Genomic DNA, 16,922 nt, shown 5'->3' with positions numbered 1-16,922 from the left:
ATAACTAAGATTAAATTATTAAATCATGGCAAAAGGAAATTTTGATCGTTCCAAACCACACTTAAACATTGGTACTATTGGACACGTAGATCACGGTAAAACAACTTTAACTGCAGCAATAACTAAAGTGTTATCTGATGCTGGTTTTTCAGAAGCAAAATCGTTTGATCAAATTGATAACGCACCAGAAGAAAAAGAAAGAGGTATTACTATTAATACTTCTCACGTAGAATATGCTACAGCTAACCGTCACTATGCTCACGTTGACTGTCCAGGTCACGCGGATTATGTTAAGAACATGGTAACTGGAGCTGCGCAAATGGATGGAGCTATCTTAGTAGTTGCTGCTACTGATGGTCCTATGCCACAAACTCGTGAGCATATCCTTTTAGGTCGCCAAGTGGGTGTTCCAAGAATGGTTGTATTCATGAATAAAGTTGATATGGTTGATGATGCTGAGTTGTTAGAGCTTGTTGAAATGGAAATTAGAGATTTATTATCTTTCTATCAGTATGATGGTGATAATGGTCCAGTTATCCAAGGATCTGCTTTAGGAGCTTTGAATGGAGAACAAAAATGGGTTGATACAGTTTTAGAATTAATGGAAGCTGTTGATAATTGGATTGAATTGCCTGCTCGTGATGTTGAGAAGCCTTTCTTGATGCCAGTTGAAGATGTGTTTACAATTACTGGTCGTGGAACTGTTGCTACAGGTCGTATTGAGACGGGTATTGCTAATACAGGTGACGCGGTTGAGATTATTGGTATGGGTGCTGAGAAATTAACATCTACTATAACTGGTATCGAAATGTTCCGTCAAATCCTTGATAGAGGTGAGGCTGGAGATAACGCTGGTATCTTATTAAGAGGTATTGCTAAAGAAGATATTAAAAGAGGAATGGTTATTGTTAAGCCAGGATCTGTTAAGCCACACGCTCACTTTAAAGCTGAGGTGTATATCTTGAAAAAAGAAGAAGGTGGACGTCATACTCCGTTCCATAATAACTACCGTCCACAGTTTTATGTACGTACAACTGATGTTACTGGTACTATTACTTTACCAGCTGGTGTAGAAATGGTTATGCCTGGAGATAACTTAACAATTGAAGTTCAATTATTAAGTGCTATTGCATTATCTGTTGGATTACGTTTTGCAGTTCGTGAAGGTGGTAGAACGGTTGGTGCTGGTCAGGTAACTGAAATTTTAGACTAATTAATTAGTTTATATATTAAAAAAAAGCCAGTTGATTTTTCGACTGGCTTCTAATAAACGGGCGTAGTACAAGGGCTAGTATAGTGGTCTCCAAAACCATTGATGGGGGTTCGAATCCCTCCGCCCGTGCAAATCAATAAAGTAATGATGAAATTTGTTAATTATATTTCAGAAGCATTTCAAGAATTGAAATCTAATGTAACTTGGCCAGAATGGTCAGAAGTACAACGTTTAACTATAATAGTGGCTTTGTTTTCAGTTATTTTTGCGCTTTTGACTTATGGTGTAGATCAATTGTTTGTTAAGGCTCTTGAGGGCTTTTTTAACTTACTAAAATAATATCATGGCAGATAATAATGTTAAAAAGTGGTATGTTGTAAGAGCGGTAAGTGGGCAAGAGAATAAGGTTAAGGCTTATATAGAATCTGAAACACTGCGTTTAGGAATGTCTGACTATGTTTCTCAAGTTTTGGTACCTACTGAAAAAGTTGTACAAATTAGAGATGGAAAAAAAATAGCTAAGGAAAAGGTTTACTTTCCTGGTTATATTATGATTGAAGCTAGTCTTACAGGTGAGGTTCCTCATATCATTAAATCTATTCCTGGTGTAATTGGTTTCCTTGGAGAGACTAAAGGAGGTGATCCTGTGCCTTTAAGGATGTCTGAAGTAAATAGAATGTTAGGTAAAGTAGATGAATTATCTGTTAAAGTGGATAATATCTCAATACCATTTTCAGTGGGAGAAACAGTTAAGGTTATTGATGGGCCTTTTAATGGCTTCAATGGAGCAATTGAAAAGGTTAATGAAGAAAAGCGTAAACTTGAAGTAATGGTTAAGATTTTCGGAAGAAAAACACCTTTAGAGTTGAGTTTTATGCAAGTAGAAAAAGTATAATCAGTTACATATATAAATCACATCAATCGCTTCCAATTGATAGATGTGCTAAATTTTTTTAAAAAATGGCAAAAGAAGTTAGTAAAGTAGTTAAACTACAAGTTAAGGGAGGTGCAGCGAATCCATCGCCACCGGTTGGACCTGCTTTGGGGGCTGCTGGGGTTAACATCATGGAGTTCTGTAAGCAGTTTAATGCAAGAACTCAGGATAAACCTGGCAAAGTTTTACCAGTACAAATTACAGTGTATAAAGACAAGTCTTTTGACTTTGTTGTAAAAACGCCACCTGCTGCAATTCAAATTTTAGAGGCAGCAAAAGTTAAGTCTGGTTCAGGTGAACCTAATCGTAAAAAAGTAGCAAATGTTACTTGGGATCAAATCAGAACTATTGCTGAAGACAAAATGCCAGATCTTAATGCTTTTACAATTGAAAAAGCAATGAGTATGGTTGCAGGAACAGCTAGATCTATGGGTATAACAGTATCAGGAGACGCTCCTTTTTAATCGTTAAAGAGAATTAGACATGGCAAAATTGACAAAAAAGCAAAAAGAGGCTGCTTCAAAAATTGAAAAGAACAAACACTATACTTTAAAAGATGCTGCTGCATTAATTAAAGTTGTTTCTTCTGCAAAATTTGATGAGTCTGTAGATATCGCTGTTCGCCTTGGAGTAGATCCAAGAAAAGCGAATCAAATGGTAAGAGGTGTTGTTACGTTACCTCACGGAACAGGTAAAGATGTTCGTGTGTTAGCATTAGTAACTCCAGATAAAGAAGAAGAAGCTAAAGCTGCTGGTGCAGATCACGTAGGTTTAGATGAATATCTTCAAAAAATTAAAGATGGTTGGACTGATATTGATGTAATAATCACTATGCCAGCTGTTATGGGTAAATTAGGTCCATTAGGACGTATTTTAGGACCAAGAGGATTGATGCCAAACCCTAAGACAGGTACAGTAACAATGGATGTTGCTAAAGCTGTTCAAGAGGTAAAAGCTGGTAAAATTGACTTCAAAGTTGATAAAACTGGTATAGTACATGCAGGTATAGGTAAAGTGTCTTTTGATGCTGATAAAATCTATGACAATGCTCACGAAATTATTCAAACATTAATAAAATTAAAACCAACTGCAGCTAAAGGTACTTATATTAAGTCAATACACTTATCTAGTACAATGAGTCCTGCTATTGCTTTAGATCCTAAGGCAGTATAATTTGGTAGTTAAAAATTTTTAGTATGACTAGAGAAGAAAAATCAATCGCTATTGAAGATTTAACTGCAAAGTTAGCGGGAGTAACTGTTATTTATTTAGCAGATACTTCAGGACTAGATGCAGATTCTACTTCAAACTTAAGAAGAGCTTGTTTTAAAGCAGGAATCAAATTAGAAGTAGTTAAAAATACATTGCTTGAAAAAGCTATGGAAGCTTCTGATACAGATTTTGGTGATTTACCATCAGTTTTAAAAGGAAATACTTCTGTTATGATTTCAGATGTTGCTAATGCACCAGCTAAAATTATAAAAGAATTTCGTAAAAAGGGTAGTAAGCCTATTTTAAAGGGAGCTTATATTACTGAGGATGTTTATATTGGTGATGATCAATTAGATAAATTAGCTTCTATTAAATCTAGAGCTGAAGTTATTGGAGAAATCATCGGATTGTTACAATCTCCAGCTCAAAGAGTTATCTCTGCACTTCAAAATCAAGAAGGTAAGGAAGAGGTTGCTGAATAAAAAGAACGCGCTTTAATAAATTATAATTTTTTACAAAACATTTTAAAAGATAGAAAAATGGCAGATTTGAAACAATTCGCAGAACAATTAGTTAACTTAACTGTTAAAGAAGTTAATGAGTTAGCAACAATATTAAAAGACGAGTATGGTATTGAGCCAGCTGCAGCTGCTGTTGTGGTTTCTGGTGGAGGTGATGCTGGTGCTGCTGCTGAGCAATCAGAATTTACAGTTGTATTAAAAGAAGCTGGTGCTTCTAAATTAGCTGTAGTAAAAGCAGTTAAAGAATTAACTGGTTTAGGTCTTAAAGAGGCTAAAGATATGGTAGATAGTGCTCCTGCAAATGTTAAAGAAGGAGTTTCTAAAGATGAGGCTGAAGGTCTTAAGAAAGCTTTAGAAGAAGCTGGAGCTGTAGTTGAGCTTAAATAAGCTAAACTTAGTTTACAAAGCAGGTTTAGGTCTTGAGATTATCTCTCAATGACCTAAACCATTTTGCGTATATTATCGTTTTATACGTTTTTAATTTTTTTCTAAATAAAAATTTGTCCATTGATGATTACTAATCAGACTGAAAGATTAAATTTTGCTTCTACTAAGAATATACCTAATTATCCAGATTTTCTTGATATTCAGGTAAAATCTTTTAAAGATTTCTTCCAATTGGAAACGAAATCTGATGAAAGAGGCAACGAAGGTCTCTATAACACCTTCATGGAAAATTTCCCAATAACGGATACGAGAAATCAATTCGTTTTAGAGTTTCTTGATTATTTTATAGATCCACCAAGGTATACAATTGAAGAATGTATTGATAGAGGTTTAACTTACAGTGTGCCCTTAAAGGCAAGGCTGAAGTTATACTGTACAGATCCTGAACATGAAGATTTTGAAACTATTGTTCAAGATGTTTATTTAGGGACTATTCCTTATATGACTCCTAGTGGAACATTTGTAATTAATGGAGCTGAGCGTGTTGTTGTTTCTCAATTACACCGTTCACCGGGTGTTTTCTTTGGACAATCCTTCCATGCAAATGGAACTAAACTTTATTCTGCAAGAATTATTCCTTTTAAAGGTTCTTGGATAGAATTCGCAACTGATATCAATAGTGTAATGTATGCTTATATTGATAGAAAGAAAAAATTACCAGTTACTACTTTATTTAGAGCAATCGGATTTGAAAGAGATAAGGATATCTTAGAAATTTTCGACTTAGCAGAAGAAATAAAAGTATCAAAAACAGGTATTAAAAAATATATTGGACGAAAATTAGCTGCTCGTGTATTGAATACATGGCATGAAGATTTCGTAGATGAAGATACTGGAGAAGTAGTGTCGATTGAACGTAACGAGATTATTCTAGATCGTGATACTATTTTAGATAAAGATAATATTGAAGAAATTATTGATGCAGACGTTAAAGCTATTCTTTTACACAAAGAAGATAACAATGCTGCTGATTATACAATAATCCATAATACTTTACAAAAAGATCCAACAAATTCTGAAAAAGAAGCTGTTGAACATATTTATAGACAATTACGTAACGCAGAACCACCTGATGAGGAAACGGCTCGTGGTATTATAGATAAATTATTCTTTTCAGATCAACGCTATAACTTAGGTGAAGTAGGTCGTTATAGAATGAATAAAAAATTGCAGTTAGATATTCCAATGGAAAAGCAAGTCTTAACCAAAGAAGATATCATAACTATTGTTAAATATTTGATCGAATTAATTAACTCTAAAGCAGAGATTGATGATATTGATCACTTGTCTAACAGACGTGTTAGAACTGTTGGTGAGCAATTGTCTTCACAATTTGGTGTTGGTCTAGCTCGTATGGCAAGAACAATTAGAGAAAGAATGAACGTTAGAGATAACGAGGTGTTTACACCAATAGACTTGATTAATGCTAAAACATTATCATCTGTAATCAATTCTTTCTTTGGAACGAATCAGTTATCTCAGTTTATGGATCAAACAAATCCATTAGCAGAGATTACTCACAAACGTCGTTTATCTGCTCTAGGACCTGGAGGTTTATCTAGAGAAAGAGCTGGATTTGAGGTTCGTGACGTTCACTATACGCATTATGGTCGTTTGTGTCCTATTGAAACACCTGAGGGACCAAATATTGGTTTGATTTCTTCTTTAGGAGTTTATGCTAAAGTGAATGGAATGGGATTCATTGAAACACCATATCGTAAAGTAACTGATGGTGTTGTTGATTTAGAATCGACGCCTATTTATTTAAGTGCCGAAGAGGAAGAAGGAAAAATGATTGCGCAGGCAAACATTGAAATGAATGAAGATGGTAAAATTACTGCTGAAAAAGTTATTGCTAGAGAAGAGGGTGATTTTCCAGTTGTTGAACCTAATGTAGTTGATTATACAGATGTTGCTCCAAATCAGATCGCATCTATTTCAGCTTCATTAATTCCTTTCTTGGAACATGATGATGCTAACCGTGCGTTGATGGGTTCAAACATGATGCGTCAAGCAGTTCCTTTATTAAGACCAGAAGCTCCTATTGTAGGAACTGGTTTGGAAAGACAAGTAGCTTCTGATTCTAGAGTTCTTATTAATGCTGAGGGTGATGGTATAGTAACTTATGTTGATGCAAACAAAATTACTATTAAATATGATAGAACTGAAGAAGAGCGAATGGTAAGTTTTGAAGAAGATGAAAAAACATACCAGTTAATCAAATTCAGAAAAACGAATCAAAGTACTTCTATTAACTTAAAACCTATTGTGAGAAAAGGAGATAAAGTTAACAAAGGACAAGTTCTTTGCGAAGGATATGCAACACAAAATGGAGAGTTAGCTTTAGGTAGAAACTTAAAAGTAGCTTTCATGCCTTGGAAAGGATATAACTTTGAGGATGCAATTGTAATTTCTGAAAAAGTAGTTCGTGATGATATATTCACTTCTATTCATATTGATGACTATTCATTAGAAGTGCGTGATACAAAATTAGGTAATGAAGAGTTAACTAATGATATTCCTAACGTTTCCGAAGAGGCTACTAAAGACTTGGATGAAAACGGAATGATTCGTATTGGTGCAGAAGTGAAACCAGGTGATATTTTAATTGGTAAAATTACTCCTAAAGGAGAATCTGATCCAACACCTGAAGAGAAATTACTTCGTGCAATCTTTGGAGATAAAGCAGGTGATGTAAAAGACGCTTCATTAAAAGCTTCTCCATCATTACATGGTGTAGTTTTAGATAAAAAATTATTTGCTAAAGCGGTAAAAGATAAACGTAAGCGTTCAAAAGATAAAGAAGACATCGATAAACTTGATATAGAGTTTGAAGTAAAATTCAACGAATTAAAAGACAAGTTAATCGAAAAGTTATTTGTTATCATTGATGGTAAAACTTCTCAAGGTGTAATGAACGATCTAGGAGAAGAAGTATTACCAAAAGGTAAGAAATTTACTAAAAAAATGTTGCAATCAGTTGACGATTTTGCTCACTTAACAAAAGGACAATGGACAACAGATGATGCTACAAATAAAATGGTAAATGACTTAGTTCATAACTATAAAATTAAGTTGAATGACTTACAAGGTTGGTTAAGAAGAGAGAAATTTACAATTACAGTAGGTGATGAGTTACCAGCAGGGATTTTAAAATTAGCTAAAGTTTATATTGCTAAGAAACGTAAACTTAAAGTAGGTGATAAAATGGCTGGTCGTCACGGTAACAAAGGTATCGTTGCAAGAATTGTACGTCATGAAGATATGCCATTTTTAGAGGACGGAACACCTGTTGATATTGTATTGAATCCACTTGGAGTACCTTCACGTATGAACATTGGTCAGATATATGAAACTGTTCTTGGTTGGGCTGGTATGAATTTAGGTAGAAAGTTTGCAACACCAATTTTTGATGGTGCATCTTTAGATCAAATTAATGAGTTAACTGATGAAGCCGGTGTACCAAGATTTGGACACACACATCTTTATGATGGTGGAACTGGTGAGCGTTTCCATCAGGCAGCTACAGTAGGAGTTATCTATATGCTTAAATTAGGACATATGGTTGACGATAAAATGCATGCTCGTTCTATAGGTCCTTACTCTTTAATTACGCAACAACCTTTAGGTGGTAAGGCGCAATTTGGAGGTCAACGTTTCGGAGAAATGGAGGTTTGGGCACTTGAAGCTTATGGAGCATCAAGTACTTTAAGAGAGATATTGACGGTTAAATCTGATGATGTAATCGGTAGAGCTAAAACTTACGAAGCAATCGTTAAAGGAGAAACAATGCCAGAACCAGGATTACCTGAATCATTCAATGTATTAATGCATGAATTGAAAGGTCTTGGTTTAGACATCAGATTAGAAGAATAAATAAACAGTAAACAGTCTCAGTCGCAGTAATCAGTTTTGCGACTGAAAACTGGGACTGGTAACTGTATAACTGAAGAAAAGTTTTTTACAAAAATCGATAGTAATCATATCATGACAAGATTAAAAGATAAAAACACCGTTAAGAGATTTAACAGAATTACGATAGGATTGGCTTCACCAGAATCTATTTTGGCAGAGTCAAGAGGTGAGGTTTTAAAACCAGAAACCATAAACTATCGTACTCACAAACCAGAAAGAGATGGTCTTTTCTGTGAACGAATTTTCGGTCCAGTAAAGGATTATGAATGTGCCTGCGGTAAGTATAAAAGAATACGTTACAAAGGAATTGTTTGTGACCGTTGTGGTGTTGAAGTAACAGAAAAGAAAGTTCGTAGAGATAGAGTAGGACACATCAATTTAGTTGTGCCAATTGCTCATATCTGGTATTTCCGTTCGTTACCAAATAAAATTGGTTATATTTTAGGATTACCTTCTAAGAAATTAGATATGATTATTTACTACGAAAGATACGTAGTAATTCAAGCAGGTATCGCTAAGGGACCAGAAGGTGAAACATTAAGTAAATTAGATTTCTTAACAGAAGAAGAGTATTTGAATATTTTAGATACACTTCCAATGGAGAATCAATATTTAGATGATACAGATCCTAATAAATTCATTGCCAAAATGGGTGCTGAATGTATCATGGATTTATTATCAAGAATTGATTTAGATACCCTGTCATTTGATTTGCGTCACGCAGCAAATACAGAAACATCTAAACAACGTAAAACAGAAGCATTAAAGCGTTTAAATATAGTAGAATCTTTCCGTGAGGCTAACTTGAATAGAGAAAACCTTCCAGAATGGATGATATTAAAAGTAATTCCGGTTATTCCACCAGAATTACGTCCACTTGTTCCACTTGATGGAGGTCGTTTCGCTACTTCAGATTTAAATGATTTATACAGAAGAGTAATCATCCGTAATAATCGTTTGAAAAGATTAGTTGAAATTAAAGCTCCTGAAGTGATTTTACGTAATGAAAAACGTATGCTTCAAGAAGCGGTGGATTCATTATTTGATAATACAAGAAAAGCATCAGCAGTTAAAACAGAATCTAATAGACCTTTAAAATCTTTATCTGATTCGTTAAAAGGTAAACAAGGACGTTTCCGTCAAAACTTATTAGGTAAGCGTGTAGATTATTCTGCTCGTTCTGTAATTGTTGTTGGACCTGAATTAAAATTATTTGAATGTGGATTGCCAAAAGATATGGCAGCTGAATTATACAAACCTTTCGTTATCCGTAAATTGATAGAAAGAGGAATTGTAAAAACAGTTAAGTCTGCTAAGAAAATTATAGATAAAAAAGAACCAGTAGTTTGGGATATTCTTGAAAATGTAATTAAAGGACATCCAGTATTACTGAATCGTGCTCCTACTTTGCACAGATTGGGTATTCAAGCTTTCCAACCAAAATTGATTGAGGGAAAAGCAATCCAATTGCACCCTTTAGTTTGTACAGCGTTTAACGCGGATTTTGATGGGGATCAGATGGCAGTTCACTTGCCGTTAGGACCAGAAGCTATTTTGGAAGCACAATTATTAATGTTAGCTTCACATAATATCTTGAATCCTGCTAATGGAGCACCTATTACGGTACCTTCTCAGGACATGGTTCTTGGTTTATATTATATGACAAAAGAACGTTTATCAACTCCAGAGAAAAAAATCTTAGGAGAAGGTATGACATTCTATTCAGCAGAAGAAGTGAACATAGCTTTAAATGAAGGGAAAGTTGAATTAAATGCTCGTATTAAAGTAAGAGCAAAAGATTTTAATGAAGAAGGAGAATTAGTTTATAAAATAATCCAAACTACCGTTGGTAGAGTATTATTTAATGAAGTAGTACCAGCTGAAGCTGGTTATATTAATGAGGTATTGACTAAAAAGTCACTTCGTGATATTATTGGAGGAATTTTAAATGTTACTAGTGTACCAGTTACAGCTGCTTTCTTAGATAATATGAAAGATATGGGGTATAAATTCGCTTTCAAAGGTGGTTTATCATTCTCATTAGGTGATATTAGAATTCCTGAGCAAAAAGGACAATTAATTATAGATGCTCGTGAGCAAGTTGACGCTATATCTTTGAATTATAACATGGGACTTATCACAAATAACGAGCGTTATAATCAAGTTATTGATATTTGGACTTCTGCAAATGCTCAATTGACTGAATTAGCAATGAAAAATATTAGAGAAGACCAACAAGGTTTTAACTCGGTATATATGATGCTTGATTCTGGAGCAAGGGGATCTAAAGAACAAATTCGTCAGTTAACAGGTATGCGTGGTTTGATGGCTAAACCTAAAAAATCTACTGCTGGTGGTGGTGAAATTATTGAAAATCCGATTCTTTCTAACTTTAAAGAAGGTCTTTCTATTCTTGAGTACTTTATTTCTACTCACGGTGCTCGTAAAGGTCTTGCCGATACGGCTCTTAAAACTGCCGATGCAGGTTATTTAACAAGAAGATTACATGATGTTTCTCAGGATGTTATTGTGAATTCTGTTGATTGTGGTACTTTAAGAGGTATTGAAGTTTCTGCTTTAAAGAAAAATGAAGAGATTGTTGAAACTTTAGGAGAAAGAATTTTAGGACGTGTAACATTACAAGATGTAATTAATCCATTAACTTCAGAAGTATTAGTTGAAGCTGGTGAACAAATTACAGATGCTATTGTTAAGAAAATTGAAGCATCTCCTCTTGAAAAAGTGGAAGTACGTTCTCCATTAACTTGTGAAGCTCAAAAAGGTATTTGTGCTAAATGTTATGGTCGTAACCTAGCTACTGGAAAAATGACTCAAAAAGGTGAGGCCGTTGGAGTAATTGCAGCTCAATCAATTGGAGAGCCAGGAACTCAGTTAACACTTCGTACATTCCACGTTGGTGGGGTAGCTGGAGGTTTATCAGAAGAATCTAGTATTGTAACTAAGTTTAAAGGTCGTTTAGAAGTAGAGGATTTAAAAACTGTAAAAGGTGAAGATACTGATGGTAATGCAGTTGATATTGTTATTTCGCGTTCTACTGAATTAAAATTAGTAGATGAAAAAACAGGAATTATTTTAAACACACATAATATTCCTTACGGTTCAAGTATCTTTATTAAAGATGGAGAAGTGGTAGATAAAGGAACTTTAATTTGTAAATGGGATCCATATAATGGTGTAATTATTTCTGAATTTACTGGTAAAGTAGAATACGAAGATATCAAGCAAGGTGAAACTTTTGTAGTTGAAATTGATGAGCAAACTGGTTTCCAAGAGAAAGTAGTTTCTGAAGCTCGTAATAAAAAATTAATTCCTACTTTATTAATTTATGGTAAAGATGGAGAGTTAATACGTTCTTACAACTTACCAGTTGGAGCTCACCTTATGGTAGACGATGGAGAGAAAATTAAAGCAGGTAAAATTCTTGTAAAAATTCCTCGTCGTTCTTCTAAATCAAGTGATATTACTGGAGGTTTACCGAGAATTACTGAGTTGTTAGAGGCTCGTAATCCTTCAAACCCAGCTGTAGTTTCTGAGATTGATGGTGTTGTTACTTTTGGTAAAATTAAAAGAGGTAACCGTGAGTTGGCTATTGAATCTAAGTTTGGTGAAATAAAGAAATACTTAGTAAAACTTTCAAATCAAATATTAGTTCAAGAAAATGACTACGTGAAAGCTGGAACTCCTTTGTCTGATGGAGCTATTACTCCAGAGGATATTTTAAGAATTAAAGGACCTTCTGCTGTTCAACAGTATTTGGTAAATGAAATTCAAGAAGTATACCGTTTACAAGGGGTTAAAATTAATGACAAGCACTTTGAGGTAGTAATTCGTCAAATGATGCGTAAAGTAAGAATTGTTGATGCTGGTGATACTTTATTCTTAGAGGATCAATTAGCTCATACTAGAGACTTTATCGTTGAGAATGATAAATTATACGGAATGAAAGTGGTTGAAGATGCTGGAGATTCTCAAAACCTTAAAGCAGGTCAGATTATTTCTCCTCGTCAATTGCGTGATGAAAATTCATTGTTAAAACGTGAAGATAAAAACTTAGTGGAAGCTAGAGATGTAATTACAGCAACAGCTACACCAGTTCTTCAAGGTATTACAAGAGCTTCGTTACAAACGAAATCATTCATTTCAGCTGCTTCTTTCCAAGAAACGACTAAAGTATTAAATGAGGCTGCGGTTGCAGGTAAAATAGATACATTAGAAGGATTGAAAGAAAATGTAATTGTAGGTCATAGAATTCCTGCAGGTACAGGGATGAGAGAATATGATAATACTATCGTAGGATCTAAAGAAGAATATAATGAATTAATGGCTGCTAAAGAAGAATTTAATTACTAGTAGTTGATTATAAAATATGCATATAACCAAAACCTAACAGATTTTTCTGTTAGGTTTTTTTAAATTAAAAAATTATGGAAAATAATAACCCACAAGGACAGATTAATATTGAATTAGATGAAAAAACGGCTGAAGGAATTTATTCTAATTTAGCTATCATTAATCATTCAAATAGTGAATTTGTATTAGATTTTATTGCAATTATGCCAGGTGTTCCAAAGGCTAAAGTAAAATCAAGAATAGTGTTGACTCCACAGCATGCTAAAAGATTGTTAAAAGCAATGGCAGAAAATATTCAAAGATTTGAAGCTGCACATGGTAAAATAGAAGAAGGAGAACAACCACAAATTCCTTTAAATTTTGGTCCAACAGGTCAAGCATAACATTTTTAAATATTTATGAACCATTTAGAAGAAAAATTATTTCAATTTTATGATAGCTAAATGGTTTATAATTTTATTAACTCTTCGGAAGAGATTTACTTAAAATTCATTTTTTAATTATAATAGTATGAGAATAATTAAAATAAATAAAAACCAACTCCAAATTATTAAAGATTTGGCTTATGCTGTTTGGCCTTTGGCTTATGGAGAGATTTTATCAAAAGAACAATTAAAGTATATGTTAGAAAAGTTTTATTCTATTGAAGCTCTTGAGAGTTTATGGAATGAAGCAAAACACGTTTTTTATATTGCTATTGACAAAAAAGATAAACCCTTAGGATTTGTATCTTATGAATTGAATTGTAAACCAGAAAAAACAAAGATTCATAGAATATACGTTTTGCCCGAAACACAAGGAACAGGTTTAGGGAAAAAATTGTTTTACCATGTTAAAGAAAAAGCGTTAGAAAATAATCAAAAGGCTATTTTTTTAAATGTAAACAAATATAATAAAGCCAAATTCTTCTACGAAAAACTAGGTTTTGAGATTGTGAAAGAGGAAGTAATAGATATTGGAAACAATTATGTAATGGATGATTATGTAATGGAAGTTGAGATTTAATATAACTTTTAAATTAAAATGAAGCAATTACTCTTGTTATCTATTTTGTCATTTTCTGAAATACTTTTTCCCAAGAGTACACAATCAATTGTTTAAAAGAAATAAAAAAGGAAATATGAATTCTACAGATATTGCTTTTTTAAGCGATATAGTTTATAGTGTAAAGAACAATGGTTTTAAATTTATGTGGAACATCAAAAGTTTATCCTTTGTCTACTTTAAGGTATAGTGAATTACAAGACTTTGATTACTGCAAAGCAAATGAAATAAGAAGTGAATCTTATGTTTTTGATTATGATGAGATCGATAAGTTGAAAATAAGAGTGTGAAATTAAAATTAAGTTATTAATTTACAATTAGTTATAATCAAAGCTAGATAAAAAAGATAAAGGTTTCTTCTATATTGTTTAAAAGGAACCTTTATTAGGACTTCAGTAGAATATTATAGTACCAAATACTTTAAAAAGCTAAATTTATCTTTTCTTCTTTGAAGTTGTTTTTTCTTTCACAAGAACTTCATTTTTATTTTGTAATAAATAATTGGCTAACAATTTTTCAATTAATTCGTCTTTCGTTAAATGATGAAAAACGGTTTTAATTTTATCTTTTAAGAGAGGAGGAATTTCATTATTTGGTTTTGTTTTAAAAATTTGTTTCGCCCATAAAAAAGCATTGTTATCTTCTATACTTTGATAATCCGGTTTCTTAAATTCTTTAAAACGAATACCTAATTCCTTTTCAAAATCAGCTAATTCAGCAGTTTCCTCTTCTTGTAAAACCGTCAACGATAACCCATTTGCTCCAGCTCTAGCTGTTCTTCCGCTTCTATGAACGTAGGCTTCATAAATATCTGGTAGATGATAATTTACTACATAAGAAATCTCTTTTACATCAATTCCTCTTGCTGCTAAATCAGTGGCTACTAATATATTGATATGACCTTCACGGAATTGATCCATAATGCGATCACGAATAGGTTGTGTTAAGCTACCATGCAAAGCTCCAGAGGAAAAACGATTTATCGCTAAATTTTTAGCTAATTTATTAACTGCTGCTTTAGTTTTACAAAAAATAATACCACGTTCACCTTCTTTTGAGGTAAGAAAATGCATTAAAATATCTAGTTTTTCAATAGGATCTACTACTACATATTGATGATTGATACTGTTGTTTCCTATAGTCTCCATGCTTGCACTTATTTGTGTAACGTGCTTAGACATGTAGTTTTGAATTAATTGCTTAATTGTTCCAGGCATTGTTGCAGAAAACAACATGGTTCTTCTGTTTTTTGGAAGTTCTGCTATAATTTCATCTAAGCCTTCTTTCAAAACGGTTACCATTTCATCCGCTTCATCTAGAACTAAATATTTGGCATGCTTTATATTGATAGCATTTCGCTTAATTAAATCAATTAAACGTCCTGGAGTTGCAATAACTATATGAGTGGGTTTTGATAGACGTTCTATTTGTGGTTTGATAGGAATTCCTCCACAGGTTGTAGCAATAGAAATTTCGGGTAAATAGGTAGCAAAAGCTTCCATGTTAGTAAAAATCTGATGTCCTAATTCTCTTGTCGGAACTAGAATAACAGCCTGAATATTTTTATTATTTAGTTCAATTAATTGTAATAAAGGCAAACCAAAAGCTGCTGTTTTTCCAGTTCCAGTTTTGGCTAATCCAACAAAATCATCCGTTTTGTTTAATAAAAAAGGAATTGTTTTCTCTTGAATTTCTGTTGGAATGTCGATTTTTAAATCGGCTAAACTTTTTAGTATTGGGACAGCAATTCCTAATTTGGAAAATTGATTTGGCATTTTTTTATGTTTTTTTATTGGTAGGAGTTTTGTTTCTCCTAAATTTTTGTTTCTGGTTTAAACGGTGTGTATTTTTCTAAATACTCAGGTTTTAAAATTAATCCATTATACTTATTAGCAAGAGTTGAGTATACTCTAATTTCTGGATGATGTTCAATTTTTGAATAAGTAGCTTTAAATCTATAAATTAATGTTTTTTTATAGACTAAAGTTTGTTGTATCTCCAATTTTAATAGAGTTCCATTGCTTTCATTAATTTCCTTACAAGATTCTTTTAAAACATCGATTGTCAAACTTCTTGAGAAACTAGGTGTTGCTATTTTAGTTGTAATAGGAATATAGCTTTCTGTTGTGCAACTTTGAAATTGTGAAAAAGCAAACTCTTTGGCATTTGCTATGTGAATAGGATCTAATTTATCAGGAATTGTCATTTCTGTAGATGCACAACTAGACGCTAAAATAATTAAAGCGAAAATGTATGTTTTTTTCATGGATTGTTTATAAAATCAAACTACCTATTCCTATCTCCGTAATTTCTTTTCCCTGTAAATTTACTTTTATTGCTTGGTAAACTAGCTTCTTCTGTTTTGCTAGAAGGAGCAATAAGCTGGTTTAAATCGACTATTTCTTTTTCTGTTAATAAACGATATTGTCCTAGAGGAACGTCGAGTGAAATATTAATGATTCGAGTACGTTTTAAAGCTGTTACTTCGTAATCTAAATATTCACACATTCTACGAATTTGGCGATTTAAACCTTGAGTTAAGACAATTCTAAAAATGTATTTACTTACTTGTTGTACTTTACATTTTCTTGTAATAGTTTCAAGTATTGGGATGCCATCACTCATCTGTTGTATAAAACGTTCAGTAATAGGTTTGTTTACAGTTACAATATACTCTTTCTCGTGATTGTTTCTGGCACGAAGTATTTTATTAACGATATCTCCATCATTTGTCAAGAAAATCAAACCTTCACTGCCTTTATCTAATCGTCCAATGGGAAATACACGTTCTGGATAATTAATATAATCAATTATATTGTCTCTTACATCAAGATTTGTAGTACACTCAATACCTGGTGGTTTATTGAAAGCCAAATATACTTTTGCTTCTTTTTTTTCTTGTATCAGTGTTCCATTGACTCTTACTTCATCGCTTGGGCCAATTTTAGTACCCATTTCTGGAACAACTCCATTAATTGTTACTCTTCCTTGCTCAATTAAGCGATCGGCTTCTCTACGAGAACAAAATCCAGATTCTGATAAAAATTTATTGATGCGAACTAATTTGTCTTCTTTCATGTTACAAAGATAAGTTTTTTAAAGTATTTGTAAATCTATTTTTAAAAAACACTATGGCCATGTTTGCTTAAAAATTAACTTTTTTTACAGATTTACTGTACATGAATTAAGATGACTTGTAGCTATTTTTGTATAAAAGTGTAAGTTAGTAAGTTGTTTTTGAGAAAGTATCTATTCAAATAAAAAG

15 protein-coding genes and 1 tRNA gene are annotated in these 16,922 nt (G+C 32.9%); 13 read left to right on the top strand and 3 right to left on the bottom strand.

The genetic code is table 11. The features are described from left to right. Positions 1-25 precede the first annotated feature (25 nt). The 13 genes from tuf to FIA58_RS06625 all read left to right on the top strand — a co-directional run bounded on the left by tuf (position 26) and on the right by FIA58_RS06625 (position 13,947). Positions 26-1,213, top strand: a complete 1,188-nt coding sequence (gene tuf, locus FIA58_RS06685; RefSeq protein WP_140961440.1) for an elongation factor Tu — start codon at positions 26-28, stop codon at positions 1,211-1,213. 57 nt (positions 1,214-1,270) lie between these two features. Next, a tRNA-Trp gene (locus tag FIA58_RS06680) sits at positions 1,271-1,342 on the top strand. Between the two features lie 15 nt (positions 1,343-1,357). After that, positions 1,358-1,552, top strand: coding sequence for a preprotein translocase subunit SecE (gene secE / locus FIA58_RS06675; protein ID WP_140961438.1), 195 nt, complete (start codon positions 1,358-1,360; stop codon positions 1,550-1,552). Positions 1,553-1,556: 4 nt separating this feature from the next. Further along, complete coding sequence (gene nusG / locus FIA58_RS06670) at positions 1,557-2,108, top strand: transcription termination/antitermination protein NusG (RefSeq protein ID WP_140961436.1); 552 nt, start codon at positions 1,557-1,559, stop codon at positions 2,106-2,108. Between the two features lie 65 nt (positions 2,109-2,173). Beyond that, on the top strand, positions 2,174-2,611 hold the full coding sequence (gene rplK, locus FIA58_RS06665) for a 50S ribosomal protein L11 (protein ID WP_140961434.1): 438 nt from the start codon (positions 2,174-2,176) through the stop codon (positions 2,609-2,611). A 19-nt stretch (positions 2,612-2,630) separates the two neighbouring features. Then, on the top strand, positions 2,631-3,320 hold the full coding sequence (gene rplA, locus FIA58_RS06660; RefSeq protein WP_140961432.1) for a 50S ribosomal protein L1: 690 nt from the start codon (positions 2,631-2,633) through the stop codon (positions 3,318-3,320). A gap of 23 nt (positions 3,321-3,343) precedes the next feature. After that, positions 3,344-3,841 carry a 50S ribosomal protein L10 gene (gene rplJ, locus FIA58_RS06655; protein ID WP_140961430.1) on the top strand — a complete coding sequence of 166 codons (498 nt, stop codon included), beginning with the start codon at positions 3,344-3,346 and terminating at the stop codon, positions 3,839-3,841. Positions 3,842-3,898: 57 nt separating this feature from the next. Next, the gene (rplL, locus tag FIA58_RS06650; protein WP_140961428.1) at positions 3,899-4,267 is read left to right on the top strand and encodes a 50S ribosomal protein L7/L12; all 369 of its coding nucleotides are present in this window, start codon (positions 3,899-3,901) and stop codon (positions 4,265-4,267) included. A gap of 123 nt (positions 4,268-4,390) precedes the next feature. Beyond that, positions 4,391-8,203: a DNA-directed RNA polymerase subunit beta gene (gene rpoB / locus FIA58_RS06645; protein WP_140961426.1), complete on the top strand. Its 3,813-nt coding sequence runs from the start codon at positions 4,391-4,393 to the stop codon at positions 8,201-8,203. 111 nt (positions 8,204-8,314) lie between these two features. Next, entirely contained in the window at positions 8,315-12,613 is a 4,299-nt protein-coding gene (rpoC, locus tag FIA58_RS06640; protein WP_140961424.1) for a DNA-directed RNA polymerase subunit beta', read from the top strand. Positions 12,614-12,687: 74 nt separating this feature from the next. After that, a complete protein-coding gene (locus FIA58_RS06635; protein WP_140961422.1) occupies positions 12,688-12,996 on the top strand; it encodes a DUF3467 domain-containing protein in 309 nt (102 codons plus the stop codon). A 127-nt stretch (positions 12,997-13,123) separates the two neighbouring features. After that, on the top strand, positions 13,124-13,618 hold the full coding sequence (locus FIA58_RS06630; RefSeq protein WP_140961420.1) for a GNAT family N-acetyltransferase: 495 nt from the start codon (positions 13,124-13,126) through the stop codon (positions 13,616-13,618). A gap of 170 nt (positions 13,619-13,788) precedes the next feature. Beyond that, the gene (locus FIA58_RS06625) at positions 13,789-13,947 is read left to right on the top strand and encodes a hypothetical protein (RefSeq protein WP_165928869.1); all 159 of its coding nucleotides are present in this window, start codon (positions 13,789-13,791) and stop codon (positions 13,945-13,947) included. Between the two features lie 144 nt (positions 13,948-14,091). On the opposite strand, the gene FIA58_RS06620 is transcribed toward FIA58_RS06625, so the two are convergent. The 3 genes from FIA58_RS06620 to rluF are packed head-to-tail and all read right to left on the bottom strand — an operon-like array spanning position 14,092 to position 16,735. Continuing rightward, the gene (locus FIA58_RS06620) at positions 14,092-15,432 is read right to left on the bottom strand and encodes a DEAD/DEAH box helicase (protein ID WP_140961418.1); all 1,341 of its coding nucleotides are present in this window, start codon (positions 15,430-15,432) and stop codon (positions 14,092-14,094) included. A gap of 38 nt (positions 15,433-15,470) precedes the next feature. Next, complete coding sequence (locus FIA58_RS06615) at positions 15,471-15,923, bottom strand: hypothetical protein (RefSeq protein WP_140961416.1); 453 nt, start codon at positions 15,921-15,923, stop codon at positions 15,471-15,473. 20 nt (positions 15,924-15,943) lie between these two features. Further along, the gene (gene rluF, locus FIA58_RS06610) at positions 15,944-16,735 is read right to left on the bottom strand and encodes a 23S rRNA pseudouridine(2604) synthase RluF (protein WP_140961414.1); all 792 of its coding nucleotides are present in this window, start codon (positions 16,733-16,735) and stop codon (positions 15,944-15,946) included. Positions 16,736-16,922: the final 187 nt, after the last annotated feature.

It is taken from the genome of Flavobacterium jejuense (genome assembly GCF_006491595.2).
Classification (GTDB): Bacteria; Bacteroidota; Bacteroidia; order Flavobacteriales; family Flavobacteriaceae; genus Flavobacterium; species Flavobacterium jejuense.
This window is presented reverse-complemented; position numbering and strand designations above follow the sequence as displayed.